Consider the following 23761-nt stretch of genomic DNA (forward strand, 5'->3'; position numbering starts at 1 on the left):
AAGACCGTCCTCATACAGCCGGGCGCCGTGTCGCGGTGACCGTCCACACCTCGCGCCGGCCGGCGCGGGCAACATCGACTGTGGCGTCTCCCAGTCCGGCGGTGTCGGACAGTGCCGCAAAGGTTCTCGCTTGCTGTTCGGTCCATCCATGGCTGGCGAAACCGGTGGCGTCGGGCGCCACCTGCCGCTCCACGGCGAGTAACCGCCCACCGGGCACGAGCACCCGATGAATCTCGGCCAGGGCCAGGCTGACGTCGCGCCAGTGGTGCACCGTGGCCAGAGCCCACACGACCGTCGCTGACGCGTCCGGCACCGGCAGCACCTCGGCTGTGCCCTGGGCCCAGGTGATCGCCGGACGCCCCCGGGTGACTGCGCGCGCCACCCGCAACATCGAGTCGGACGGGTCGACACCGGTGACCCGCGCACCCCGCGCCGCCGCGGTGCGGGCGCCGTTGCCTGGCCCGCACCCGATGTCGACGACGTGGTCGCCCGCCGTGATGTCGGTCAGGTCGGCCGCCAGCACCGCGGTGCGGCGGCCGGCGAGCAGGAAGAGCACCGCGAACAGATCACCGGTCAGTCCGCAGAATCCCGGGTGATCACCATGGTGGTTGACCGGGCGTTCGACTGCGCTCATGGCTCGACTCTGGCGCACCCGGCGGGGGCGCTGTCAAGCCGCCGAGCGTGCGGATCTGCGAGCGACACGCCGGGGCGGAAGGCACAGACACGCACGTTCGCGGTACCAGTAGGTGCCGGACCTGCGTCCGGCTTCGCCCTATTGCCGGACCTGCGTCCGGCCGCGGTCCATCACACCGCTGCGGCTCGCCGCGATGTCGTCGCCGCTGGTGCTTTTCATCCATTCGCGGGCCGCTGCCGCCTCCTGCCACAGCGCCGCACTGTTCTGCGCCTCGTCGATCTGGTGGTAGGACGCCATCAGCGCGCGCACCGCCTTCTGGTTGTTGCCGACGATCGACGTCGCGATCTGGCGAGCTGTGCCGAGCAGCTCGCCGTGCGGCACCACCTGCGTGACCAGCCCGCACCGCAGCGCGTCCTCGGCCGACAGGTAGTCGCCGGTCATGCTCATACGCCTGGCCATTCCGACGCCGACCTTCTGCGGCAGCCGGACCGACAGGCCCCAGGTGGGCAGCAGGCCGACCCGGGCGTGGGTGTCGGCGAAGCGGGCCTGCTCGGAGGCGATCAGGATGTCGCAGTACAACGCGATCTCCAGGCCGCCGGTCACCGCGGCGCCGTTGATCGCCCCGATCACCGGCTTGGTCATCGGCGGCCACTTCGGTGAGATGTCGGGCAGTTCGGTGGTGTCGCCGAGCTCTTTGAGGTCCAGACCGGCGCAGAAGACCGGATCGGCACCCGTAAGGATCACGACATCGACGTCATCGTCGGCCTCCGCTTCACGTAGCGCCTCGAACAGGCGGCCGCGCAACGCGGCCGACAGCGCGTTGCGGGACCCGGGCCGGTTCAGCGTCAGGATCTGGATGCGGTCCTGGGTGTCGATCAGCAAGACGTCCTCTGCGGTGCTCATCGCCACACCGTATCGGCCCCCGCCTGCGCGCCCTATCGTGGATTCCATGTGCCGAAACATCACCGAGCTACGCGGCCTCGAACCGGCCGCGACGGCCGACGAGATCGAGGCCGCGGCCCGGCAGTACGTCCGGAAGGTCAGCGGCATCACCCGGCCGTCGGGGGCCAACGTTGACGCGTTCGAAGCCGCGGTCGCCGAGGTCACCGAATCCACCCGAAGACTGCTGGCCGGCCTGCAGCCACGTCGGCAACCCCCGAAGACCGTTCCGCCGCTGCGCCGCCCCGAAGTGCGGGCACGGCTGAACCTGGCATGACAGCCACCCTGGCCCGGCCCGCCCTCAAGGAGTGGAGTGCGGCGATCCACGCGCTGCTCGACGGCAGGCAGACCGTGCTGCTGCGCAAGGGGGGAATCCACGAGAAGCGCTTCGAGGTGGCTCCCGAAGTGGCCGCGTCGCGGTTCCTGTTGTTCCCGACCGTGGCGCACAGTCACGCCGAGCGGGTCCGTCCTGAACACCGCGATCTGCTCGAGCCGGCAGCCGCCGACAGCACCGAGGACGCCATCGTGGTGCGCGCGGGTGCGACCGTGGTTGCCGCTATCGCTGTGGAGCGGCCAGAAGGACTGAAAGCCGTTGCGCCATTTCATATCTGGACGGAAGAGTCGGTGCGGTCCGACCGGCTCGACTTCCGCCCCCGGCATCGGCTGACCGCACTGGTCGTCTCGGCGGTGCCGCTGGCCGAGCCGGTGCGCCTGGTGCGCACCCCGGACTACCGCGGTTGTTCCAGCTGGGTCCAGCTGCCCGTCGACCCGGTCTGGGGCCCGCCGGTGCACACCGACTGCGAGCTGGACCGCGTCGCCGGGCTCGTGCGGAGCTCAGTCGGCTGACGGCGGGTGTGGGCCGGCCGGCAGCCTCAGATGGGTGTCCGCTCCCAGGTGCACGGTGTGCCGGGCGGTCGCACATGCGGTTGCGGTGGCTGCGTGTTCGCCGGTGCCCAGGTTGCGCAGGAAGCGAGGGTGGGAGCCGCCGGCGATCAGCAGCCGGATCCGTGATCCGGCCGGGAACGTCCACGCGGTCGGGTCGAGCTCGATTCGCACGGTGCCGGAGTCCGGTGCCGACGCCACGTAGCCGTCACTGACGTTGCGGGAGCGTCCTTGCGCGTCGACCTGACTGATCCGCGCGAACAGGTCGTTGTGCGGGTTGGCGCACGAGTGTGCCACCTCCAGCACGGGCGCACCGACGAGGTGCAGGTCGGCGGCCAGCGGCGGGCCGGTGAACGTGACGACGTCAGCGCGACGGGCCAGTGCGGTGTCGTCGCGGTATCCGCCGACGGGGGAGAGCAGACGCCCGCCGACCGTCGGGGTCGGATCTGCCGGGTTGTACACGAAGGTGGCCGATGCCCCGTCATGAGGCGCCGTCGCCGCCAGTGCGCCGCCCGGCTGCGGATGCAAGACCAACGCCGGCATCGCGGGTTCCCAGTCCGGCAGGTCGAGCCAGCCGCGGCCACTCAGGTGGATGCGGACCGGCGAGCGGCGCTGCGGCGGCGCCCCGCCCAGATGGGTGGCGAGCCAGTCGAGGGTTTCCCGGAGCACGATCGGCGCGGCCTTGGTCATCATGTGTCCGTGCGTCCACGGCCCGACCGTGAGCCCGGCGGGAACGCCGCGGCCGGCAAGCAGGCTGTAGTGCTCGAGAGTCTGCTCGACGAACAGATCCTGCCAGCCGGTCAGCAACAACACCGGCACCTCTGCGCGTTCGGGCGCACGGCGGAGTCGGAGGCGGCTCCAGAACGGGTCGTCGATCTCGGGGTGGTCCAGCCAGGACTCGAACCACGGTGCGCCGTCACCGAGCAGCGCGCGACTGGCCGCACCGAGCGGCAGCCCCAGCGACGCCTCCGTGACGCGGCGCTGCGCGCGGGCCTGACGCACCAGGGTGCGCAGCCGGTTCGGATCCTCCTGCCGTCCCACCAGATCGCTCCAGCCCAGGAAGTCGTTCAGCCCGAACGACCCGGTGCCCCAGCGGGGCCCGCTGACGTCGGTGGGGCCGACAGTGATCACCGCGGCCCTGAGCTCCGGCGGCGGGTCCGAGAGCAGCGCCCACTGGGTGAAGCCCAGGTAGGACAACCCGACCGTGGCGAACGTGCCGGTGAACCATGGCTGGTCGCGCAGCCAGGCGGCGGTGTCCGCGCCGTCGTCGACCTCGTTGACGAACGGGTCGAACCCTCCGCCCGAGCCGTAGGTACCGCGCACACTCTGGAAGACGACGTGGTAGCCGCGCGCGGCGTAGAACGACCCGAACAGCGCCGCGAACGGGTAACCGCGCCCGTAGGGGCCGCGCACCAGCAGTGTGCCCGCGGGCACGCCGGTGTGGGGCACGTAGTGGTCGGCGACCAGTTCGACCCCGTCGCGCATCGGTACCCGCACCGCCCGGTGCACCGTGAAATCGCAGACCGGCGGCGGAAGCCCCAGGGTGCGGCTGACGGCGTGCCGGGTCCGGCGGACGATTCCAGAGCTCACCTAGCGAACCCTACTGGCCAGTTCACCGCCGCCAGATGTCCGAGCGACATCAGCGGATATCGGTAGGTCCAGCAATCTCATCAGTAGATGTAGAAGGGGCTCAGCTCGTGTGCGCGCTGCAGGTTGGTCTGCATGCAGTCCGGATCCGGCTCGGAGTAGATGGGCGAATAGAACAGGGACTGCTGGATCACCCCGTAGCTGGTCTTGAACGCCACCATGCAGGTGATCCACCAGCGGTTGTTCCAGTCGGTCGGTTTCATGATCCAGAACTGGGCGGCGCGGTGCCCGTTGATGTCGAGTTCGACCGCGTCAGGCGGCAGCGTTTCTTCATAGGTGCGCCACACGACCGCCTCGACGGCCATCTGGTAGTTCCCGGCGTCGTACTTGCAGCGCAGGCTGTCCTCGTGCGCCGGCGGGGTGAACGCCAACCCGATGCGCTGGACGACGTCGAGCGGGATGTCCCGGCATGGGTCGAACGGATCGGGGTCGGTGAGGTCAAGCACCGGCGACTTGATCGTGGTGGTCGCGTTCGGCAGCGGCACGAACGTCGAGCGGAGGTCCACGTCGTCCGGGCCGGTGACCACGGCCGGGCTGGTCTGCACCACCACGACCACCGCTGCGACCAGCGCGCACAGCGCCGAGAACAGTCGCAGCTTGGCGACCATCACACCCCCTGGGTCTCGTGGCCGCCGCGTCGCGGGCTGCCGCCTGGTTCATCGCCGGTCTGCCCGGGAGTGTAACGGTCGGCTCCGGGCCGCCGGGCGGGAACCTAGAACATGTTCTAGTTGCCGCCCGGCCGGCTCCTGTGGTCCACCAGTAGGCTTGGGTGTCGTGACCACTGACGAACGGCGCCCGACCCTGTGGGCGGTCAGTGACCTCCATACCGGGCACACCGGCAACAAGCCGGTCACCGAGTCGCTGCACCCGGCTTCTCCCGACGACTGGCTGATCGTGGCCGGTGACGTCGCCGAGCGCACCGACGAGATCCGGTGGGCACTGGACCTGCTCAGAAAACGTTTCGCCAAGGTGATCTGGGTGCCCGGCAACCACGAGTTGTGGACCACCAACCGTGACCCGATGCAGATCTTCGGCAAGGCCCGCTACGACTACCTGGTCAACATGTGCGACGAGATGGGCATCGTCACCCCGGAGCACCCGTTCCCGGTGTGGACCGAGGAGGGCGGGCCGGCGACCATCGTGCCGATGTTCCTGCTCTACGACTATTCGTTCCTGCCCCAGGGCGCCGGGACCAAGGCCGAGGGGCTGGCGATCGCCAAGGAACGCAATATCGTCGGCACCGATGAGTATCTGCTGTCCGCGGAGCCGTACTCGACGCGTGACGCATGGTGCCGCGACCGGGTGAACTACACCCGCAAACGCCTGGAGGACCTGGACTGGATGATGCCCACGATCCAGGTCAACCATTTCCCGATGGTGCGCGAACCCTGCGACGCGATGTTCTACCCCGAGTTTTCGCTGTGGTGCGGCACCACCGCGACCGCGGACTGGCACACCCGCTACAACGCGGTCTGCTCGGTGTACGGGCACCTGCACATCCCACGCACCACCTGGTACGACGGCGTGCGGTTCGAAGAGGTCTCGGTCGGCTATCCGCGGGAGTGGCGTCGGCGGCGGCCCTACCGTTGGCTGCGTCAGATTCTCCCGGACCCGAAATACGCGCCGGGTTATCTCAACGAGTTCGGTGGGCACTTTCAGATCACCCAGGAGATGCGCGACAACGCCGCCAAGATGCAGCAGCGGATCAGGGATCGGGCGTGATCGCGGCCAAACTGCTCGCCGGGGTGCTCCCAGGCGAGAGCGACGCGCTGGCTGCGGCCGAGATGTACTCGGATCCGCGGGAATTGGCTCCGCTGCCGGAAGAGGAGCCGCTGATCGCGAAGTCGGTGGCCAAGCGGCGCAACGAGTTCATCACCGTGCGCTACTGCGCGCGCCAGGCTCTCGTCGACCTCGGGATGGAACCCGTACCGATTCTCAAGGGCCAGAAGGGCGAACCGTGCTGGCCCGACGGCATCGTCGGTAGCCTGACCCACTGCGAGGGATTCCGCGGCGCGGCCGTGGGGCGGCGGGCCGAGGTGCGGTCGGTGGGGATCGACGCCGAACCCCATGACGTGCTGCCCGACGGTGTGCTCGACGCGATCAGCCTGCCCGCCGAACGTCACGAGCTCTCCGCGATGCCCGGCGGGGTGCACTGGGACCGGGTGCTGTTCTGCGCCAAGGAGGCGACATACAAGGCGTGGTTCCCGCTGACGCACCGATGGCTGGGTTTCGAGGACGCGCACATCACGTTCGAGGTCGACTCCTGCGGACAGGCGGGAACGTTCACCTCGGAGATCCTGATCGACCCGCAAGCGGAGACCGGTCCGCCGCTGACGTCTCTGGCGGGGCGGTGGTCGATCCGCGACGGGATCGCACTGACCGCGATCGTCCTGTGACAGCAGCCGGGCTGGTCGTCGTCGACAAACCGTGCGGTATGACGAGCCATGACGTCGTCGGCCGCTGCCGCCGTCTGTTCGGCACCCGCAAGGTCGGACATGCGGGCACGCTGGACCCGATGGCGACGGGAGTGCTGATCGTCGGGATCGAACGCGCCACCAAGATCCTCGGTCTGCTGACGGCGACGGATAAGTCGTATGAGGCGACGGTCAGGCTGGGGCAGACGACCTCCACCGAGGACGCCGAAGGCGAAGCGCTGCAATCGATTTCGGCGTCCCACCTCACCGACTCGGCTATCGAGGCCGCGCTGGGGCCGCTGCGCGGCCCGATCGAGCAGGTGCCGTCGTCGGTCAGCGCGATCAAGGTGGCCGGCAAGCGCGCCTACCAGATGGTCCGCGAAGGGCAGGCCGTGGAGTTGGCGGCCCGCCCGGTGCGCATCGACCGCTTCGACGTGCTGGAGGTTCGGCGAGAGATCGAAGGAGTCGACGGCGTCATCGATGTCGATGTGGCCGTGGACTGTTCGAGTGGGACCTATATCCGGGCGCTGGCCCGTGACCTCGGCGCCGCGCTGGGTGTCGGCGGGCACCTGACCGCGCTGCGCCGAACCCGGGTGGGCGGAATCGGATTGGATCAGGCGCGCACCCTGGAGCAGCTGGGTGAGCGCCCGGAACTCAGTTACTCGCTGGACGAGGCGTGCCTGCAGGCGTTTCCGCGGCGCGAGCTCACCGACGCGGAGGCGGTGGACGCAAGCCACGGGCGACCCCTGCCGCCCGCCGGAATCGAGGGCGTGTACGCCGCCACGGCGCCGGACGGGCGCGTGATGGCGCTCTTGGAGGACGCGGGCTCGCGGACGAAGTCCGTGGTGGTGATCCGGCCTGCCACGCTGTAGCGCCGCCCTGCCGCGACCGCCCGCCGGGATGTGTACGCGACCGACGCCGAGACGCCGACACGTGCGACTGGGCCGTGGCTACGCGTAGAGCTGCTCGAACTGCTTGATCGACTTGTCGATGTCGCCCTTGACGGCGCGCACCGCGGCCGCGCCGATCGGGCCGAACAGCGGGGCGCCGCCGAGGTCCATCCGCACGGTGAACATGCAGCCGTCGCCGGAGGACGCGACCTTCATCGCCAGCTTGTAGCGCGTGCCGCCCACACCCTCGCCGCTGATCTCCAGCGCCGACGGGGGATCGAACCTGCGCACCGTCCACGTCACCCGGTTGCGCATGCCCTTCGCGCCGGCCACCCCGACAACGGTCACGCCGACGTCGAGTTGGTCGGGCAGCTCCGAACGCCACCCCTGATGCATGCTCATCCAGTCGCCCAGCGTCGACAGGTCCGATGCGTGTCCCCAGGCCTTCTCGGCCGGCATCGGTAGCGAACGGGACATCTCGAGCTTGGCCATCGGCACTCCTACGCTATGACCCAGATCGCCTGTGCGGCCGGGCTTCCCAAATCGACAGTGGTTTCATCGGCCGTCACGTCGGAATTCGCCGGATTCTCTATGGCCACCGAGATCATGCCGGCGAAGTCGCGGCGGGCCACCACCCGCAACCGTGAATCCAGGCTGATCCCGACGGTGTCGAAGTACCGCAGCATCTCGGGGTCGGCGTCGGAGATGCGGGCGACGGTGCCGGCCTCGCCGTTCTGACAGTCCGAGAGCTGACGCGCCGGTGGGGTCGGCACCTTGCCGTCGGCTGCAGGGATCGGGTCGCCGTGCGGGTCCCGCGTCGGATAGCCGAGCTTGGCGTCGATCCGGTCGAGCATCCGGTCGGAGACGGCGTGCTCGAGCACCTCGGCCTCGTCGTGCACCTCGTCCCAGCTGTAGCCGAGCTCGTTGACCAGGAACGTCTCCATCAGCCGGTGCCGGCGCACCATGGCCAGCGCGGCGCGGCGGCCGGCATCGGTGAGCGTGACGGCGCCGTACTTCTCGTGGTCGACCAGACCCTGATCGGCCAGCTTGCGGATGGACTCCGACGCGGTGCTGGCCGACACCCCGATCCGCTCGGCCAGCAGTTTGGTGCTGACTTTCTCGTGCGACCACTCTTGCGCGGTCCAGATGACCTTCAGATAGTCCTGGGCGACCGTCGACAGATCGGCGGGGTTGGCGGAATTGCCGTCAGGACTCACGAGGATGAAGTTTAGGCAATCGAAACTCGATCCGGGGGTGTCGCTCGGCCGGTGTTTAGGCCGGAGTTGCGCAAGGGTCGTAGGCTAGCGGCGTGCAGCGCTGGCGGGGGCAGGACGAAATCCCCACAGACTGGGGCCGATGTGTCGTCACCATCGGGGTCTTCGACGGTGTCCATCGCGGACACCAGGAGCTGATCAGCCGTGCGGTCAAGGCCGGACGCTCGCGCGGCGTACCGGTCGTGCTGATGACCTTCGACCCGCACCCGATGGAGGTCGTGTTCCCGGGCAGTCACCCGGCCCAGCTCACCACGCTGACCCGGCGCGCCGAGCTGGTCGAGGAACTCGGTATCGACGTTTTCCTGGTGATGCCGTTCACCGCCGACTTCATGAAGCTGACCCCGGAGCGCTACATCCACGAGCTGCTGGTGGAACGGCTGCACGTGGTCGAGGTGGTCGTGGGAGACAACTTCACCTTCGGCAAGAAGGCGGCGGGCAACGTCGACCTGCTCCGCAAGGCGGGGGAGCGGTTCGGCTTTGCGGTGGACTCGCTCTCGCTGGTCGCCGAGCATCACCGCGACGAGACCGTCACGTTCTCGTCGACCTATATCCGCTCCTGCGTCGACGCCGGCGACATGGTCGCCGCGGCGGAGGCGCTCGGCCGGCCGCACCGCGTCGAGGGTGTGGTGGTGCGGGGCGACGGGCGCGGCCGGGTGCTCGGCTTCCCGACCGCCAACGTTGCACCGCCGATGTACTCGGCGATCCCGGCCGACGGCGTCTACGCGGCGTGGTTCACCGTGCTCGGGCACGGTCCGGTCGTCGGCACCGTGACTCCCGGCGAGCGCTACCAGGCCGCGGTGTCGGTCGGCACCAACCCGACCTTCTCCGGACGCACCCGCACCGTGGAGGCGTTCGTACTGGACACCACCGCTGACCTGTACGGTCAGCACGTCGCCGTCGACTTCGTCGCCCGTCTGCGGGGGCAGGAGAAATTCGACTCGGTGGCCGATCTGGTGAGTGCGATGGATACCGACACCGAACGTGCCCGCACCATCTTGTCGGCCCGCTAGCCGGCCCGTTCGCCGATTCGTCGGCCGGCTGTGGCCGCTGCTAGACTCCTCGCCGACCCGGCGCGTGCTGCAGTTCGCGGTGGCCGCGCTTTTCGGGGCTGGTGTCTGAACCGGGCCCCAATGTTCGCGGACCGAATTGATGGAGTTGTTTCGTGGCGCTCACTGCCGAACAGAAGAAGGAAATCTTGGGCCAGTACGGCCTGCACGACACCGACACCGGTTCTCCGGAGGCTCAGGTCGCGCTGCTCACCAAGCGCATCGTCGACCTCACCGAGCACCTCAAGCAGCACAAGCACGACCACCACTCGCGTCGCGGTCTGCTGCTGCTCGTCGGCCGTCGCCGCCGACTGCTCAAGTACGTCGCCCAGGTCGACGTGCAGCGCTACCGGTCGCTGATCGAGCGTCTCGGCCTGCGCCGCTGACGCGTCCGGTCTGACCGCCGGATCCTCACACGTAACGAGCCCCGTGGCCGTGACCGCCCCGCGCGGTCACGGCCACGGGCGTTTCCGGCTCGACCAGGTGCGGTGGATTAGGGGTTTCCGGTATGCCGCGATGTAGCATGGGTGCGTTCGGATGCCGTACGGCACGAACACTGGGTGCGGTCCTCGCAGATCCGCGTGCACCGCTCCCGCGTGACATGACACGAACCGCCCGATCGCGCGGTCTTCGGTAGTGGCTGCCGGAGGAACACTCCGGCAGCTTCGATCGACGGCCGTCGACGCATCCGGGCGCGGCATCCCGGGTCTCCGGAGCTGTCCGCACACACCGCGCGTGCTCACGCGAAACCGCTGATGTGAATCAGAGAGGTCATACGGACGTCCATGTCTGTAGTTGAAATCGAAGAAGGCGTGTTCGAATCCACCGCCACCATCGACAACGGGAGCTTCGGCACCCGCACCATTCGTTTCGAGACCGGTCGGCTGGCCCAGCAGGCCGCCGGCGCCGTCGTCGCCTACCTCGACGACGAGACCATGCTCCTGAGCGCCACCACCGCCAGCAAGGCGCCCAAGGAGCATTTCGACTTCTTCCCGTTGACGATCGACGTCGAAGAGCGCATGTACGCCGCCGGCCGCATCCCCGGTTCGTTCTTCCGCCGTGAGGGCCGTCCCTCCACCGACGCGATCCTGACCTGCCGCCTGATCGACCGGCCGCTGCGCCCGTCGTTCGTCAGCGGTCTGCGCAACGAGATCCAGGTCGTCGTCACCGTGCTGAGCCTGGATCCCAAGGATCTGTACGACGTGCTGGCCATCAACGCCGCCTCGGCGTCGACCCAGATCTCCGGCCTGCCGTTCTCCGGCCCGGTCGGCGGTGTGCGCGTCGCCCTCATCAATGATCCGACTGTCGGCACCGCCGAGGGTGGGCAGTGGGTTGCCTTCCCGACCGTCGAGCAGCTCGAGCATGCCGTGTTCGACATGGTCGTCGCGGGCCGCAAGGTGGACGATGACGTCGCGATCATGATGGTCGAGGCCGAGGCCACCGAGAACGTCATCGACCTCGTGGCCGGTGGCGCCGGTGCACCCACCGAGTCCGTGGTGGCCGAGGGTCTGGAAGCCGCCAAGCCGTTCATCGCGGTGCTGTGCGACGCCCAGGCCGAGCTGGCCGGCGCCGCAGGCAAGGAGACCGCCGAGTACCCGCTGTTCCCGGACTACGGCGACGACGTCTACTACGCGGTGGCTTCGGTGGCCACCGAGGCGCTGTCGGAGGCGCTGACCATCGCGAACAAGAACGAGCGCAATGACCGCCTCGACGAGATCAAGGCCGAGGTGCTCGAGCGGCTCGCCGAGCAGTACGCCGGCCGAGAGAAAGAGATCGGTGCCGCCTACCGCGCGCTGACCAAAAAGCTTGTGCGCCAGCGCATCCTGACCGATCACTTCCGTATCGACGGCCGCGGTGTCACCGACATCCGCGCGCTCTCGGCCGAGGTCGCGGTCGTCCCGCGGGCACACGGCAGCGCGCTGTTCGAGCGCGGCGAGACCCAGATCCTGGGTGTCACCACGCTCGACATGGTCAAGATGGCTCAGCAGATCGACTCGCTGGGGCCGGAGACGTCCAAGCGCTACATGCACCACTACAACTTCCCGCCGTTCTCGACCGGTGAGACCGGCCGCGTCGGGTCGCCCAAGCGCCGCGAGATCGGCCACGGGGCACTCGCCGAGCGGGCCTTGGTGCCGGTGCTGCCCAGCGTCGAGGAGTTCCCCTTCGCCATTCGCCAGGTATCGGAGGCGTTGAGCTCCAACGGCTCGACCTCGATGGGTTCGGTGTGTGCGTCGACGCTGTCGCTGCTGAACGCCGGTGTGCCCCTGAAAGCCCCGGTGGCCGGTATCGCGATGGGCCTGGTGTCCGACGACGTTGAAGTTGATGGCAAGACCGAGCGCCGCTTCGTCACGCTGACCGACATCCTCGGCGCCGAGGACGCGTTCGGCGACATGGACTTCAAGTGCGCAGGCACGAAGGACTTCGTCACCGCGCTGCAGCTCGACACCAAGCTCGACGGCATCCCGTCTCAGGTGCTGGCCAACGCGCTGGCCCAGGCCAAGGACGCTCGGATCACCATCCTCGAGGTGATGGCCGAAGCGATCGACGGGCCCGACGAGATGAGCCCGTACGCGCCGCGGATCACCACGATCAAGGTTCCGGTCGACAAGATCGGCGAGGTCATCGGCCCCAAGGGCAAGATGATCAACTCGATCACCGAGGAGACCGGCGCGTCGATCTCGATCGAGGACGACGGCACCGTGTTCGTCGGCGCGTCCAACGGCGAGTCGGCGCAGGCCGCGATCGACAAGATCAACGCGATCGCCAACCCGCAGCTGCCCAAGGTCGGCGAGCGGTTCCTCGGAACCGTCGTCAAGACCACCGACTTCGGTGCCTTCGTGTCGCTGCTGCCGGGCCGCGACGGGCTGGTGCACATCTCGAAGCTGGGCCGCGGCAAGCGGATCGCCAAGGTCGAGGACATCGCCAAGGTCGGCGACAAACTCCGCGTGGAGATCGCCGACATCGACAACCGCGGCAAGATCTCCTTGGTCCTGGTTGCCGAAGACGCCGCAGACGCACCCGCTGACGCGCCGGTTGATGCAGCGACGCCGAGCAGCTGAGTCGAAGGCGGTCCGCCGCACCCTGTTGCCCGGTGGCCTGCGTGTGGTCACCGAGCACATCCCGTCGGTGCATTCGGCATCGGTCGGGGTGTGGGTGAACGTCGGATCCCGCGACGAGGGCCGCAGCGTGGCCGGTGCGGCCCATTTCCTCGAACACTTGTTGTTCAAGGCGACGCCGACCCGCACCGCGGTCGAGATCGCCCAGGCGATGGACGCGGTCGGCGGTGAGCTGAACGCGTTCACCACCCGGGAGCACACGTGCTACTACGCACACGTGCTGGACTCGGATCTGGCGCTGGCCGTCGATCTCGTCGCCGACGTAGTGCTGCGTGGGCGATGCCTCGCCGAGGACGTCGAGATCGAGCGGGACGTGGTGCTCGAAGAGATCGCCATGCGCGACGACGACCCGGAGGACACGCTCGGCGACGTCTTCCTGTCGGCGATGTTCGGTGACCACCCCGTCGGCCGACCGGTGATCGGCAGTGTCGAGTCGATCTCGGCGATGACGCGGGCTCAGCTGCATTCCTTCCACCTGCGCCGCTACACGCCGGATCGGATGGTCGTCGCCGTCGCCGGAAACGTCGAGCACGACGAGGTGGTCCGGCTCGTCCGTGAGCACTTCGGTCCGCGGCTGGTGCGCGGGCGGGCCCCGGTGCCGCCCCGCAAGGGGGCGGGACGGGTGAACGGCAAGCCGTCGCTGCATCTGGTGCGCCGTGACGCCGAGCAGACCCACTTGTCGCTCGGGGTGCGGACCCCGGGACGGAACTGGGATCATCGCTGGGCGCTGTCGGTGCTCAACACCGCTCTCGGTGGTGGCCTGAGTTCGCGCCTGTTCCAACAGATCCGGGAGACGCGCGGGCTGGCGTACTCGGTGTATTCCACGGTGGACACATTCGCCGAGAGTGGAGCACTGTCGATCTACGCAGGGTGCCTACCGGAGCGGTTCGACGAGGTCGTGCGGGTGACCACCGACGTGCTGACCGAGGTGGCCCGTGACGGAATCACCGCCGACGAGTGCAGGATCGCGAAGGGGTCGCTGCGGGGCGGGCTGGTGCTCGGTCTCGAGGATTCGGCGTCGCGGATGAACCGGATCGGGCGCAGCGAGCTGAACTACGGCAAGCACCGCAGCATCGCCGAGACGCTGGCGCGCATCGACGAGGTCACCCTCGAGGACGTCAACGCGGTCGCGCGGCAACTGCTCACCAAACCCTTCGGTGCGGCGGTGCTCGGCCCGGTGCACAGGAAGCGGTCGCTGCCGCGGCCGTTGCAGAGGATCGGGAGCTGACCGGTAGCCTGGCTCCCGATGACGGAATTCTCCCGACGACACGTGTTGTTCGGCGGGGTGTCACTGGTGGCATTGGCCGCGTGTTCCCCGCAGACCGTTCTCGCCGACCCGGTCGAGCCGCTGCCTCCGCTGGACCAACGCATAGAGGCGCTCGGACAGCGACACAACGCTCAGATCGGTTTGTATGCACTGGATCTGGACACGCAGCGGGGTATCGAGTTCGGTGCTGACGAACCTTTCGCGATGTGCTCGACGTTCAAGGCCTACGCCGCGGCGGCGGTGCTGCAGCGGACCCAGACGGGTGAGCTGACGCTCAACGACGCGATCCCGATCGAGCCCGGGGACATCCGTCCCCATTCGCCGGTGACCGAGCCGCGGGTGGGGACGTCGATGTCGTTGGCCGAGTTGTGTCAGGCCGCGCTGCAGCAGAGCGACAACGCAGCGGCCAACGGTCTGCTGCGCGTGCTGGGCGGCCCGCAGGCGATCACCGTGTTCGCACGCAGCATCGGCGACCACCGCACGCGGTTGGACCGCTGGGAGGTCGAGTTGAATTCCGCGCTGCCGGGGGATCCGAGGGACACCAGCACGCCGCGTGCGCTGGGTGACGGTTACCGCAACATCCTGACCGGCGACGTGCTGAATCCGCCGACCCGCCGACAGCTCCTGGACTGGATGCTGGCCAATCAGACCTCGAGCATGCGCGCGGGCCTGCCCGCCGGATACACCAGCGCGGACAAGACGGGTAGCGGGGATTACGGCACCACCAACGATGTCGGCGTGGCGTACGGTCCTGCCGGGCAGCAGGTGCTGCTGTCGCTGATGACCAGGTCCGCGATCGATGACCCCGACGCCCCGAGTCTGCGCCCGCTCATCGGTGAGCTGGCAGCGCTGGCGCTGTCCGAACTAGGTTAGTCGCAGCGAGTTGTCGCGTTGCAGCACAAAGAAATACGGCGTCCTGATACCGCGCAGATCCATCGCGCCCAGCACGGTTCGGTCGTCGATCGAGCGGAACACGTCGTTGACCGGTAGCTGGTCGTAGATCATCGTGGCGGTGTCCACGCCGCGGTAGCGGGTGGTGCGCAGCCTGGCCTTGGGCCCCCGCGCCCGGAGGGCGGGTTTGAGCGCGGTGATGACGCCCGCGAAGCCGCGGCTCCCGAGTGCGGGCAGCCTGGCGGCCGCTCCGAGGCCGGCGAACGCCAGCACCGGGTTCAGCGGCCACAGGCCGGTGCCGTCGGCGGTGGGGAAGAGCAACGGGTGGACTGTTTCGCAGTCCTTGAAGTGTTTGCCCCACCAGCCGCTGGCGGCCAGCAGCCCGTCCAGTCGATGGCCGGTCGGCAGTTCCACACCGTGCCAGGTGCCGAGCATGAAGTCGGTCTCGATGGCAGGGCAGGAGTCGAAGAGCTCCAGCGCCCCGGCGGTGGTGGTCGGAACGTCGGTGAGCACGTCGGTCAGCGCAACCATGCCGCCGATCGTACTTGACACCCGTCAAATCAGGCACACTGTGACCATGCGAGCTGACCAGGACTGCCCCTGTGGCAGCGGTGACCCGTACGGACGCTGCTGCCTGCCGCTCCATCAAGGGGAGCGGCAGGCGCAGACCGCCGAACAGCTCATGAGGTCGCGCTACAGCGCGTACGTCGCGGGTGAGGCCGACTACATCTGGCGGACGTGGCATCCGCGCACGCGACCAGACGGCATCGCCGACGATGCCACGGTGACGTGGACGCGGCTGGAGGTGGTCGACTTCGTCGCAGGCCGACCCGGTGACCAGACCGGCGAAGTGGAGTTCCTCGCCCACCACGGAACCGGGGCCCTGCACGAGCGGTCCCGGTTCGCGGTGCGCGCCGGCCGGTGGTTCTACGTCGACGGTGACCTGTTCGACTGATGTCCTCAGGCCAGGACGTCGGCCGGATCGGTGTAGGGCAGATCGAGATCGGCGGCCACCTCATCGGACAGCAGCGCGCCCTCATGGGTCGAGAGCCCATTCGCCAGCGCGGCATCGGCGCGGCAGGCATCCCGCCAGCCCTTGTCGGCGATCTTGAGCACGTAGGGCATCGTGGCGTTGGTCAGCGCCCACGTCGACGTACGCGGCACCGCGCCGGGCATGTTGGCCACGCAGTAGAACACCGTGTCGTGCACCGTGAACGTCGGATCGTCGTGGGTGGTGGGGCGGGAATCCTCGAAGCAGCCGCCCTGGTCGATGGCGATGTCGACAAGGACCGCACCCGGCTTCATCGCCGCCACCGTCGAATTGGTGACGAGCTTGGGGGCCTTGTGGCCGGGCACCAGGACCGCGCCGATCACCAGGTCGGCCTGCTTGACCGCATCCTCCAGGTCGAGCCTCGATGAGTAACGGGTCTCGATGGCGCCGCCGTACTCGGCGTCGATCTTGCGCAGTGTGTTGACGTTGAGGTCGAACACGGTGACGTGCGCGCCCATGCCCCAGGCCACGGCGGCGGCATTGTCGCCGGCCATGCCACCGCCGATGACCACGACCTTGGCCGGCGCGACACCGGGGACGCCGCCCATCAGGACGCCGCGGCCGCCCTGGGTGCGCATCAGGTGATAGGCACCCACCTGCGCGGAGAGTCGCCCCGCCACCTCGCTCATCGGCGCGAGCAACGGCAGCGCACCGTCGGCCGTCTGGACGGTTTCGTAGGCGATCGACGTGGTGCGTGAGGCCATGAGCGCGTCAGTGCACGACCTGGACGCCGCCAGGTGCAGGTAGGTGAACAGGGTCTGGCCTTCGCGCATCCGCGAGTACTCGGCTTCGATCGGTTCTTTGACCTTGAGCAGCAGTTCGGCCTCGGCCCACACCTCGTCGGCGCCGGTGACCAGCTGTGCGCCGGCGCGCTTGAAGTCGGCGTCCGAGATCGCCGATCCGTCACCCGCCCCGGACTGGATGAGGACCTCGTGCCCGCGTCGCACCAACTCCGCAACCCCTGCCGGGGTGACCGCGACCCGGTACTCGTTGTTCTTGATCTCCGTCGGGATGCCGACGCGCATGATCGCTCCTCGCTGTGATGACTGGCTAGACAAAGTGTGAAGAAACAGCGGATTGTTGGCAATCTTCTTGTCGAAGATTCGTTAGAATCGGGCTATGGCCGCAGAATCATCGGGTTATCGTGGGGAAGGGCCCGTGTCGTCGAAGGATGTTCGGGCCGCCGTCGACGACATCGACCGGCGGATCCTCACCGCGCTGCACTCGGACGCGCGTATCTCCAACAGTGCGCTGGCCGAACTCGTCGGCATCGCGCCGTCGACCTGCCACGGCCGGGTGCGTCGCCTGCAGGAGCTGGGGGTGATCGGCGGGTTCTACGCCGACATCGATCCGGCGGCGATCGGGCTGACACTTCAGGCGATGATCTCGGTCAGCCTGCAGTTCACTGCGCGCGGCAAGATCCGCAACTTCATTCAGCAGATCCGCAGCAAGCCGCAGGTGATGGACGTGTATTTCCTGGCCGGTGCCGACGACTTCATCCTGCATGTGGCCGCCCGTGACACCGACGACCTGCGGGCGTTCGTGGTGGAGAATCTCAACGCCGACGCCGACGTCGCGGGCACGCAGACGTCGCTGATCTTCGAGCACCTGCGCGGCGCCTCGCCGCTGTGAGCATCAGTCCTTGGCGAAGGCCCGTAGCCACCGGTACCACTCGGACATGCCCTCGCCTGTCTTCGCGCTCACCGGCAGCACCGTGGCCGTGGGGTTGACCTGCCGGATCCGCTCCGTGTAGGTCGCGACGTCTGCGTCCAGGTAGGGCGCCAGGTCGATCTTGTTCAGCAGCACCACATCGACGGCGCGGAACATCACCGGGTACTTCAGCGGCTTGTCCTCGCCCTCGGTCAGTGAGTACACCATCACCTTCGCGTGCTCGCCCACGTCGAATTCGGCGGGACACACCAGGTTTCCGACATTCTCGATGACGACCAGGTCGAGACCGGCAAGATTGAGGCCGGCCAGTGCCCGGTGCACCATCGGGGCATCGAGATGGCACTCACCGCCGAAACCGTTGTCGGTGTTCAGGAGTGAGATCTGCGCGCCCCGACCTTCAAGCCTTGCGGCATCCAGGTCGGTGGCGATGTCACCTTCGATGACACCGATCGCGATCTCGCCGACCAGCTCGTCAAGTGTGACCGCGAGCAGGCTGGTCTTGCCCGATCCGGGCGAGCTCATCAGGTTCAGCGCACGGATCCCGTTTTCTTCGAAGGCATTTCGGTTCGCCGCGGCACGCAGGTCGTTCTCGGAGAAGATGGCCTCCAGCACGTCGACACGCTCGGCGGCGGTGTGGTAGCCGCTGTGGTCACCGTGGTCGTGGGAAGGGCTGCCGTCATGGTCGTGGGTGTGCGCCGTCCCGTCGTCATGGCGGTGGAACCTACCCATGCCCGACCTCGGAGGCCACGTCGATCGAGGTCACCAGGAACTCGTCGCCGCGCACCACGGCGACATCCCCGCTGCCGCATGAGGGACAGCAGACCGACCACCGGGAGGCGATCTCGGACTGCCGTCCGCAGCCGCGGCAATCCACCGCCGCGGGTACCCGTTCGAGCTCCAGTTCGGCGTCGCCGAGGTGCTCGTGCTCACGGACGATCGTCCAGCAGAACAGGAGCGAGTCCGGCACCACCTGGCGCAGCGCGCCCACCCGCACCCGCACCACATCGACCCGACGGCCGGCGGCATGCGTCTTCACCACGCCGGCGATGGCGTGACATAACGACAACTCGTGCACAGATCGAAGGATAAGCCCGCACGGGCATCGGAAACGCGCAGACATCTTGTGCGAGATTGCGATTGTTGTGACCTGTTGCCGGGGCTAACCTGGCGACACCGGTCTGCGCTCTCAGCCCAGGGACGCAGGACGGCTGTAGTTCAGAGGAGACCGCGCCCATGAGCGCTCGTTCGGAGAACACGGCGGTGCCCGTGCCGAGTGACACCGTGCGGGTGCGGTTGACCATCACCGGAGTGGTCCAGGGTGTGGGCTTCCGGCCCGCCGTCGCGCGGATCGCCGCGCAGAACCGGTTGGCCGGTTTTGTTCTCAACGACGCGCGCGCTGTCCGGTGCGAACTGGAGGGTCCCGGACCCCGCGTCGACGTGGCGGTCCGAACCCTTCGCGACGCCCCGCCGCCGCTGGCGTGTGTCGACTCGTTCGCCACCGAGATGCGTCCGGCGCTCGGGGAGACGGTTTTCCGCATCCTCGATAGCACGCCGTCCGGTGACGACGGTGACCGCACGCTGGTGTCACCCGACATCGCCACCTGCGCAGACTGCCTGCGCGAGTTGTTCGACCCCGCCGACCGGCGCCACCGCCATCCGTTCATCACCTGCACCAACTGCGGACCGCGGTACACGGTGATCACCGATGTGCCCTACGACCGCCCCACCACCACGATGGCGGGGTTCGCAATGTGCCCGTCATGCGCCGCCGAGTACGGTGACCCGGCCGACCGTCGCTATCACGCGCAGACCATCGCCTGTCCCGAATGTGGGCCGACATTGTCGTGGCATGGTCCGGGCCCGCACGGCGGTGCGGTCGAGTCGGCCGCCGCGGCGCTGCGCGCGGGCCTGATCGTCGCGGTCAAGGGCGTGGGCGGTTACCACCTCGCCTGCCGTGCCGATGACGACGATGCTGTCGCGCGGCTGCGACGACGAAAGAACCGGCCTGCCAAGCCCTTCGCGGTGATGGCCGCCGACATCGAGGCGGCGCGCCGAATCTGCCATGTCGACGATGCCGCCGCTCGGTCGCTGACGTCGGCGGCCGCCCCGATCGTGCTGCTGCCGGCACGGGCCGGAGCGGTCAGCATCCACGTCGCGCCGAACCTGACCGAGCTGGGCGTCATGCTGGCCTACTCGCCGGTGCACCACCTGCTGTTCGCCGAGCCCGACATGCCGGCACTGGTGATGACCTCGGCCAACCAGGGCGGTTCGCCGATCGTGTTCCGCGACGGTGACCTGGATTGGATCGACGGCCTCGCCGATGCGGTGTTGACCCACGACCGGCCGATTCACGTGCCCTGCGAAGACTCCGTGGTGAGCATCGACGATGACGGAAACGAGGTCCCGCTGAGGCGCTCTCGCGGCTACGCGCCACTTCCGGTGTCCATCGGTTCCGGCGAGCCCGACGACCTGCCGGTGATCCTCGCCACGGGCGGTGACATCAAGACCACATTCGCGTTGACAGGCAGGCACGGCCGCGCACATCTGTCGTCGCACCTGGGCGACATGGCCGACCCGCGCACCCAGGACTGCTTCGCGGCCGCGGTGGATCACCTGGGTTTTCTCACCGGCAGTGCGCCCACCGTGCTCGCGCACGACCTGCACCCGCAGTACGCGACCACGCGGTGGGCCCAACGGCGGGGCGATCGGCTCCTGGCCGTGCAGCACCACCACGCACACGTCGTCTCGCTGCTCGCCGAACACCGCAGGCTCGGCGAGCCGATCATCGCGGTCACCTACGACGGCACCGGTTTCGGCACCGACGGCACGATCTGGGGTGGCGAGCTGCTCGCAGTCCGCGATCCGGCTCGCTTCACCCGGGTCGGCCACCTGGCACCGTTCGCGCTGCCGGGTGGCGAAGGAGCGGTGCGCCAACCCGCGCGCATCGCGCTGGACCTGCTCGACCGGGCCGGGATCGAGGCGTCCGACGATCTCCCGCCGGTGGCCGCCCTCGGCGCAGCCGGCCTGCACATCCTCACCCAGCAACTGCGGCGCGGCGTGGGATGCGTGCCCACCACAAGCATGGGGCGGCTCTTCGATGCGGTGTCCAGCCTTCTCGGGGTGTGCCGGCAGGTCAGCTACGAAGGTCAGGCCGCGATCGAGCTGGAGCACCGGGCCCGTGCCGGGCGTCCCTGGCGGGCCGTCGACTTCGAGGTGACCGCCGGAGTCCTCGACCCGGCACCGGTGATCACCGCGTTGGTCGACGGGGTGCGCCGCGGGGTGCCCACCGCCGATCTGGCCATGGCGTTTCACGACGCCGTCGTGCGCGCGACGGTGCGGGCCGCGGGCGACGCCGCGGTGGCCGCGGGTATCCCGACCATCGGGCTGACCGGCGGGGTGTTCGCCAACCGCAGGCTGCTGGCCGGAATCACCCGCGGCCTCCGTGCGCGCGGGCTGGAAGTGCTCACCCACCGGGTGGTGCCGTGCAATGACGGCGGACTGGCGTTGGGGCAGGCGGCTGTCGCAGCGGCAACGCTCTCGCAAAGGATGTTTCGGGAAAGGAGCGGTCCATGTGCCTCGGAATCCCCGGCAAGGTGATCGAGATCTGGGAGGAGGCCGGGACACGGATGTCCACGGTCGAGTTCGGCGGCACCACCAAGACGGTGTGCCTGGCCTACCTCCCTGACATGGAGGTCGGCGAGTACACGATCGTGCACGCCGGGTTCGCGATCGCCCGACTGGATGAGGTGTCGGCCCACGAGACGCTGCGCATGTTCGCCGAGCTCGGCGTCCTCGACGAGGAACTGGCCGGCGAGCAGCCGGTGGGCAGGAGGGACCCGGCATGAGATATCTCGACGAGTTCCGCGACCCGGCGGCGGCAGCGGTGTTGGTCGACGCGATCCGCCGTCGGGCCACGAAGCCCTGGACCATCATGGAAGTCTGCGGTGGACAGACACATTCGATCATCCGCAACGGAATCGACCAGTTGCTGGCCGGAGCGGTCGAGTTCATCCACGGCCCGGGCTGCCCGGTGTGCGTCACGCCGCTGGAGATGATCGACCGGGCCCTGGCCATCGCGGCGCGCGAGGACGTCATCTTCTGCTCGTTCGGCGACATGCTGCGGGTTCCCGGCAGCAGCCAGGACCTGTTCGGCGTGCGCGCCCGCGGTGGAGACGTCCGCATCGTGTACTCCCCACTGGACGCCACCCGGATCGCCGCGGACAACCCGGACAAGCAGGTGGTGTTCTTCGGTGTCGGGTTCGAGACCACCGCACCGGCCAACGCGATGGCGGTGCTGCACGCCCAGCGACTCGGGCTGACCAACTTCTCGATGCTGGTCTCGCATGTGCTGGTGCCGCCGGCGATCACCGCGATCCTGTCGTCACCGACGAACCGCGTGCAGGGCTTCCTGGCCGCCGGCCACGTCTGCTCGGTCATGGGCACCGCCGAATATCAGCCCCTGGTCGAACAATTCGGGGTGCCCATCGTCGTCACCGGTTTCGAACCGCTGGACCTGCTCGAAGGCGTGCGGCAGGTGGTCGAGCTACTGGAAGAGGGCACACCCGCGCTGCGCAACGCCTACCCCCGCGCCGTCAGCGCCGAGGGCAACGTGGTGGCTAAGCAGACGCTCGCCGACGTGTTCACGGTCACCGACCGGCAGTGGCGCGGCATCGGCATGATCCCGCGGTCCGGATGGACCCTGTCGCCACGCTATGCGGACTACGACGCCGAGCGGCGGTTCGGTGTCGGGCATCTGCAGGTGGCCGAATCCGCCGAGTGCCACAGTGGGGAGGTCCTGCAGGGGCTGCTCAAGCCCAACGAGTGTCCGGCGTTCGGCCGCACCTGTACGCCGCGCACACCGCTGGGCGCGACCATGGTGTCCAGCGAGGGCGCGTGTGCCGCGTACTACCAGTTCCGCCGGCTGGAAACGGCCGGAGGCGCGCCGGCGCCGACATCGAAGCCAGCGCATGCCTGACACGCCCGTGTCCGTCGACCCCGCCGACTGGGTGTGCCCGCTGCCGCTGCGCGAGACGAGACGCGTGGTGCTGGGGCATGGCGGCGGTGGCGTGCTGTCCGAGGAGCTGATCGAAAACCTCTTCCTGCCGGCGTTCGGATCTCAGCCCGGACCGAGCCGCGATTCGGCGGTGCTCGACACCGGCGCCGGCCGCATCGCGCTGACCACCGACTCCTACGTCGTGCAGCCGCTGTTCTTCCCCGGCGGCAACATCGGCGACCTCGCGGTCAACGGCACGATCAACGATCTGGCCTGCAGCGGAGCGCAACCGATCGGGATCACCGCCGGGTTCATCCTCGAGGAGGGCCTGGAGATCGACGTGCTCGGCACCGTCGCGGCGACGATGGGCAGGGCCGCCGCCGAAGCCGGGGTTCCCATCGTCACCGGTGACACCAAGGTCGTCGGGAAGGGCGGTGCCGACCAGCTTTTCATCAATACCGCCGGGGTGGGAGTCGTCCCGCCGGGGGTCGCGATCGGCCCGGAACGGGCCCGCCCCGGCGACGTGGTGATCGTCTCGGGTGACATCGGCGAGCACGGGGTCGCCATCATGAGCGTGCGCGAGGGGATCGACTTCGGCACCGTGGTGACCACCGACAGCGCACCGCTGCACCGGCTGGTGGGCGCGATGCTGGCTGCAGGCGAGCCCGGTGCGGTGCACACGCTGCGCGATCCCACCCGCGGCGGCCTGGTGGCGTCGGTCGTCGAGATCGCCCGGGCCGCATCGGTCGGCGTGGACCTCGACGAGGCGGCCATTCCGGTCCCCGAGACCGTGGCGTCGGCCTGCTCGTTCCTCGGGCTGGATCCGCTGCAGGTCGCCAACGAGGGCAAGATGGTGGCGTTCGTGGCCCCCGAGCACGCCGAGGCGGTCCTCGCCGCGATGCGTGGTTGCCCCGAGGGCGTCGGCGCCGCGGTGATCGGGCGCGTCGTCGCCGACCATCCCGGCATGGCGGTGGCCCGCACCCCGTTCGGCACCACCCGGGTGGTGGAACGTGAACTGGGGGAGCAACTTCCACGGATCTGCTGAG

26 protein-coding genes are annotated in these 23761 nt (G+C 68.7%); 16 read left to right on the plus strand and 10 right to left on the minus strand.

The window, feature by feature from the left end:
• Window positions 1–10: 10 nt before the first annotated feature.
• Both KXD97_RS18980 and KXD97_RS18985 read right to left on the minus strand, forming a co-directional pair.
• Window positions 11–634 carry a class I SAM-dependent methyltransferase gene (locus tag KXD97_RS18980; protein WP_260751585.1) on the minus strand — a complete coding sequence of 208 codons (624 nt, stop codon included), beginning with the start codon at window positions 632–634 and terminating at the stop codon, window positions 11–13.
• A 138-nt stretch (window positions 635–772) separates the two neighbouring features.
• A complete protein-coding gene (locus KXD97_RS18985; RefSeq protein WP_260751586.1) occupies window positions 773–1537 on the minus strand; it encodes an enoyl-CoA hydratase in 765 nt (254 codons plus the stop codon).
• A gap of 46 nt (window positions 1538–1583) precedes the next feature.
• Here KXD97_RS18985 and KXD97_RS18990 point away from each other — a divergent pair, with 46 nt between their 5' ends.
• Both KXD97_RS18990 and KXD97_RS18995 read left to right on the plus strand, forming a co-directional pair.
• Window positions 1584–1850: a DUF2277 domain-containing protein gene (locus tag KXD97_RS18990; protein WP_260751587.1), complete on the plus strand. Its 267-nt coding sequence runs from the start codon at window positions 1584–1586 to the stop codon at window positions 1848–1850.
• The gene (locus KXD97_RS18995) at window positions 1847–2419 is read left to right on the plus strand and encodes a DUF1802 family protein (RefSeq protein ID WP_260751588.1); all 573 of its coding nucleotides are present in this window, start codon (window positions 1847–1849) and stop codon (window positions 2417–2419) included. The genes KXD97_RS18990 and KXD97_RS18995 overlap by 4 nt, the downstream gene beginning before the upstream one ends.
• Here KXD97_RS18995 and KXD97_RS19000 read toward each other — a convergent pair.
• Both KXD97_RS19000 and KXD97_RS19005 read right to left on the minus strand, forming a co-directional pair.
• Window positions 2408–4045, minus strand: a complete 1638-nt coding sequence (locus KXD97_RS19000; protein WP_260751590.1) for a CocE/NonD family hydrolase — start codon at window positions 4043–4045, stop codon at window positions 2408–2410. The genes KXD97_RS18995 and KXD97_RS19000 overlap by 12 nt on opposite strands.
• 80 nt (window positions 4046–4125) lie before the next feature.
• On the minus strand, window positions 4126–4710 hold the full coding sequence (locus KXD97_RS19005) for a DUF3558 domain-containing protein (RefSeq protein ID WP_260751591.1): 585 nt from the start codon (window positions 4708–4710) through the stop codon (window positions 4126–4128).
• 166 nt (window positions 4711–4876) lie between these two features.
• On the opposite strand from KXD97_RS19005, the gene KXD97_RS19010 reads away from it, so the two are divergent.
• The 3 genes from KXD97_RS19010 to truB are packed head-to-tail and all read left to right on the plus strand — an operon-like array spanning window position 4877 to window position 7388.
• Window positions 4877–5824: a metallophosphoesterase gene (locus KXD97_RS19010; RefSeq protein ID WP_260751592.1), complete on the plus strand. Its 948-nt coding sequence runs from the start codon at window positions 4877–4879 to the stop codon at window positions 5822–5824.
• Window positions 5821–6498 (plus strand): 4'-phosphopantetheinyl transferase, encoded by a 678-nt coding sequence (locus KXD97_RS19015; RefSeq protein ID WP_313901309.1) that lies wholly within the window; start codon window positions 5821–5823, stop codon window positions 6496–6498. Before KXD97_RS19010 ends, KXD97_RS19015 begins: the two co-directional genes overlap by 4 nt.
• A complete protein-coding gene (truB, locus tag KXD97_RS19020) occupies window positions 6495–7388 on the plus strand; it encodes a tRNA pseudouridine(55) synthase TruB (protein WP_396884392.1) in 894 nt (297 codons plus the stop codon). The genes KXD97_RS19015 and truB overlap by 4 nt, the downstream gene beginning before the upstream one ends.
• 78 nt (window positions 7389–7466) lie before the next feature.
• On the opposite strand, the gene KXD97_RS19025 is transcribed toward truB, so the two are convergent.
• Together KXD97_RS19025 and mntR are read right to left on the minus strand one after the other, a co-directional pair.
• Entirely contained in the window at window positions 7467–7898 is a 432-nt protein-coding gene (locus KXD97_RS19025; protein ID WP_260751593.1) for an SRPBCC family protein, read from the minus strand.
• Window positions 7899–7906: 8 nt separating this feature from the next.
• Complete coding sequence (gene mntR / locus KXD97_RS19030) at window positions 7907–8623, minus strand: manganese-binding transcriptional regulator MntR (RefSeq protein ID WP_260751594.1); 717 nt, start codon at window positions 8621–8623, stop codon at window positions 7907–7909.
• Window positions 8624–8715: 92 nt separating this feature from the next.
• Here mntR and KXD97_RS19035 point away from each other — a divergent pair, with 92 nt between their 5' ends.
• The 5 genes from KXD97_RS19035 to bla all read left to right on the plus strand — a co-directional run bounded on the left by KXD97_RS19035 (window position 8716) and on the right by bla (window position 14982).
• The gene (locus tag KXD97_RS19035; RefSeq protein ID WP_260751596.1) at window positions 8716–9690 is read left to right on the plus strand and encodes a bifunctional riboflavin kinase/FAD synthetase; all 975 of its coding nucleotides are present in this window, start codon (window positions 8716–8718) and stop codon (window positions 9688–9690) included.
• A 152-nt stretch (window positions 9691–9842) separates the two neighbouring features.
• Complete coding sequence (gene rpsO, locus KXD97_RS19040; RefSeq protein WP_260751597.1) at window positions 9843–10112, plus strand: 30S ribosomal protein S15; 270 nt, start codon at window positions 9843–9845, stop codon at window positions 10110–10112.
• A 399-nt stretch (window positions 10113–10511) separates the two neighbouring features.
• Window positions 10512–12785 carry a polyribonucleotide nucleotidyltransferase gene (locus tag KXD97_RS19045; RefSeq protein WP_260751598.1) on the plus strand — a complete coding sequence of 758 codons (2274 nt, stop codon included), beginning with the start codon at window positions 10512–10514 and terminating at the stop codon, window positions 12783–12785.
• On the plus strand, window positions 12763–14070 hold the full coding sequence (locus KXD97_RS19050; RefSeq protein WP_260751600.1) for a pitrilysin family protein: 1308 nt from the start codon (window positions 12763–12765) through the stop codon (window positions 14068–14070). Before KXD97_RS19045 ends, KXD97_RS19050 begins: the two co-directional genes overlap by 23 nt.
• Before the next feature lie 18 nt (window positions 14071–14088).
• Window positions 14089–14982: a class A beta-lactamase gene (gene bla / locus KXD97_RS19055; protein ID WP_260751601.1), complete on the plus strand. Its 894-nt coding sequence runs from the start codon at window positions 14089–14091 to the stop codon at window positions 14980–14982.
• Here bla and KXD97_RS19060 read toward each other — a convergent pair.
• Entirely contained in the window at window positions 14974–15531 is a 558-nt protein-coding gene (locus tag KXD97_RS19060; RefSeq protein WP_041306264.1) for a DUF4334 domain-containing protein, read from the minus strand. The genes bla and KXD97_RS19060 overlap by 9 nt on opposite strands.
• 46 nt (window positions 15532–15577) lie before the next feature.
• Between KXD97_RS19060 and KXD97_RS19065 the strand changes: the two genes are divergently transcribed.
• Window positions 15578–15955: a YchJ family protein gene (locus tag KXD97_RS19065; protein WP_260751602.1), complete on the plus strand. Its 378-nt coding sequence runs from the start codon at window positions 15578–15580 to the stop codon at window positions 15953–15955.
• Between the two features lie 5 nt (window positions 15956–15960).
• On the opposite strand, the gene ald is transcribed toward KXD97_RS19065, so the two are convergent.
• Window positions 15961–17076, minus strand: coding sequence for an alanine dehydrogenase (gene ald / locus KXD97_RS19070; RefSeq protein ID WP_260751603.1), 1116 nt, complete (start codon window positions 17074–17076; stop codon window positions 15961–15963).
• 94 nt (window positions 17077–17170) lie between these two features.
• Here ald and KXD97_RS19075 point away from each other — a divergent pair, with 94 nt between their 5' ends.
• Window positions 17171–17683, plus strand: a complete 513-nt coding sequence (locus KXD97_RS19075) for an Lrp/AsnC family transcriptional regulator (RefSeq protein ID WP_260751604.1) — start codon at window positions 17171–17173, stop codon at window positions 17681–17683.
• A gap of 3 nt (window positions 17684–17686) precedes the next feature.
• On the opposite strand, the gene hypB is transcribed toward KXD97_RS19075, so the two are convergent.
• Both hypB and KXD97_RS19085 read right to left on the minus strand, forming a co-directional pair.
• The gene (gene hypB, locus KXD97_RS19080) at window positions 17687–18451 is read right to left on the minus strand and encodes a hydrogenase nickel incorporation protein HypB (protein ID WP_011779583.1); all 765 of its coding nucleotides are present in this window, start codon (window positions 18449–18451) and stop codon (window positions 17687–17689) included.
• Window positions 18444–18797 (minus strand): hydrogenase maturation nickel metallochaperone HypA, encoded by a 354-nt coding sequence (locus KXD97_RS19085; protein ID WP_260751605.1) that lies wholly within the window; start codon window positions 18795–18797, stop codon window positions 18444–18446. The genes hypB and KXD97_RS19085 overlap by 8 nt, the downstream gene beginning before the upstream one ends.
• A gap of 158 nt (window positions 18798–18955) precedes the next feature.
• Between KXD97_RS19085 and hypF the strand changes: the two genes are divergently transcribed.
• The 4 genes from hypF to hypE are packed head-to-tail and all read left to right on the plus strand — an operon-like array spanning window position 18956 to window position 23760.
• Complete coding sequence (gene hypF / locus KXD97_RS19090) at window positions 18956–21319, plus strand: carbamoyltransferase HypF (RefSeq protein WP_260751606.1); 2364 nt, start codon at window positions 18956–18958, stop codon at window positions 21317–21319.
• On the plus strand, window positions 21292–21567 hold the full coding sequence (locus KXD97_RS19095; protein WP_222881192.1) for a HypC/HybG/HupF family hydrogenase formation chaperone: 276 nt from the start codon (window positions 21292–21294) through the stop codon (window positions 21565–21567). Before hypF ends, KXD97_RS19095 begins: the two co-directional genes overlap by 28 nt.
• Window positions 21564–22697: a hydrogenase formation protein HypD gene (gene hypD, locus KXD97_RS19100; protein WP_260751609.1), complete on the plus strand. Its 1134-nt coding sequence runs from the start codon at window positions 21564–21566 to the stop codon at window positions 22695–22697. Before KXD97_RS19095 ends, hypD begins: the two co-directional genes overlap by 4 nt.
• Window positions 22690–23760: a hydrogenase expression/formation protein HypE gene (hypE, locus tag KXD97_RS19105; protein ID WP_222881194.1), complete on the plus strand. Its 1071-nt coding sequence runs from the start codon at window positions 22690–22692 to the stop codon at window positions 23758–23760. The genes hypD and hypE overlap by 8 nt, the downstream gene beginning before the upstream one ends.
• The last annotated feature ends 1 nt before the right edge of the window (window position 23761 follow it).

Source organism: Mycobacterium sp. SMC-8 (assembly GCF_025263565.1).
Classification (GTDB): Bacteria; Actinomycetota; Actinomycetes; order Mycobacteriales; family Mycobacteriaceae; genus Mycobacterium.

Coding starts and splice junctions, on each gene's coding strand:
- KXD97_RS19005 (WP_260751591.1), bottom strand. CDS start 4,710: ATGGTCGCCAAGCTGCGACTGTTCTCGGCGCTGTGCGCGCTGGTCGCA.
- KXD97_RS19065 (WP_260751602.1), top strand. CDS start 15,578: ATGCGAGCTGACCAGGACTGCCCCTGTGGCAGCGGTGACCCGTACGGA.
- KXD97_RS18990 (WP_260751587.1), top strand. CDS start 1,584: ATGTGCCGAAACATCACCGAGCTACGCGGCCTCGAACCGGCCGCGACG.
- KXD97_RS19050 (WP_260751600.1), top strand. CDS start 12,763: ATGCAGCGACGCCGAGCAGCTGAGTCGAAGGCGGTCCGCCGCACCCTG.
- ald (WP_260751603.1), bottom strand. CDS start 17,076: ATGCGCGTCGGCATCCCGACGGAGATCAAGAACAACGAGTACCGGGTC.
- hypB (WP_011779583.1), bottom strand. CDS start 18,451: ATGGGTAGGTTCCACCGCCATGACGACGGGACGGCGCACACCCACGAC.
- KXD97_RS19060 (WP_041306264.1), bottom strand. CDS start 15,531: ATGGTTGCGCTGACCGACGTGCTCACCGACGTTCCGACCACCACCGCC.
- hypF (WP_260751606.1), top strand. CDS start 18,956: ATGAGCGCTCGTTCGGAGAACACGGCGGTGCCCGTGCCGAGTGACACC.
- bla (WP_260751601.1), top strand. CDS start 14,089: ATGACGGAATTCTCCCGACGACACGTGTTGTTCGGCGGGGTGTCACTG.
- KXD97_RS19045 (WP_260751598.1), top strand. CDS start 10,512: ATGTCTGTAGTTGAAATCGAAGAAGGCGTGTTCGAATCCACCGCCACC.
- KXD97_RS18985 (WP_260751586.1), bottom strand. CDS start 1,537: ATGAGCACCGCAGAGGACGTCTTGCTGATCGACACCCAGGACCGCATC.
- KXD97_RS18995 (WP_260751588.1), top strand. CDS start 1,847: ATGACAGCCACCCTGGCCCGGCCCGCCCTCAAGGAGTGGAGTGCGGCG.
- hypE (WP_222881194.1), top strand. CDS start 22,690: ATGCCTGACACGCCCGTGTCCGTCGACCCCGCCGACTGGGTGTGCCCG.
- KXD97_RS19095 (WP_222881192.1), top strand. CDS start 21,292: ATGTGCCTCGGAATCCCCGGCAAGGTGATCGAGATCTGGGAGGAGGCC.
- KXD97_RS19025 (WP_260751593.1), bottom strand. CDS start 7,898: ATGGCCAAGCTCGAGATGTCCCGTTCGCTACCGATGCCGGCCGAGAAG.
- hypD (WP_260751609.1), top strand. CDS start 21,564: ATGAGATATCTCGACGAGTTCCGCGACCCGGCGGCGGCAGCGGTGTTG.
- KXD97_RS19075 (WP_260751604.1), top strand. CDS start 17,171: ATGGCCGCAGAATCATCGGGTTATCGTGGGGAAGGGCCCGTGTCGTCG.
- KXD97_RS18980 (WP_260751585.1), bottom strand. CDS start 634: ATGAGCGCAGTCGAACGCCCGGTCAACCACCATGGTGATCACCCGGGA.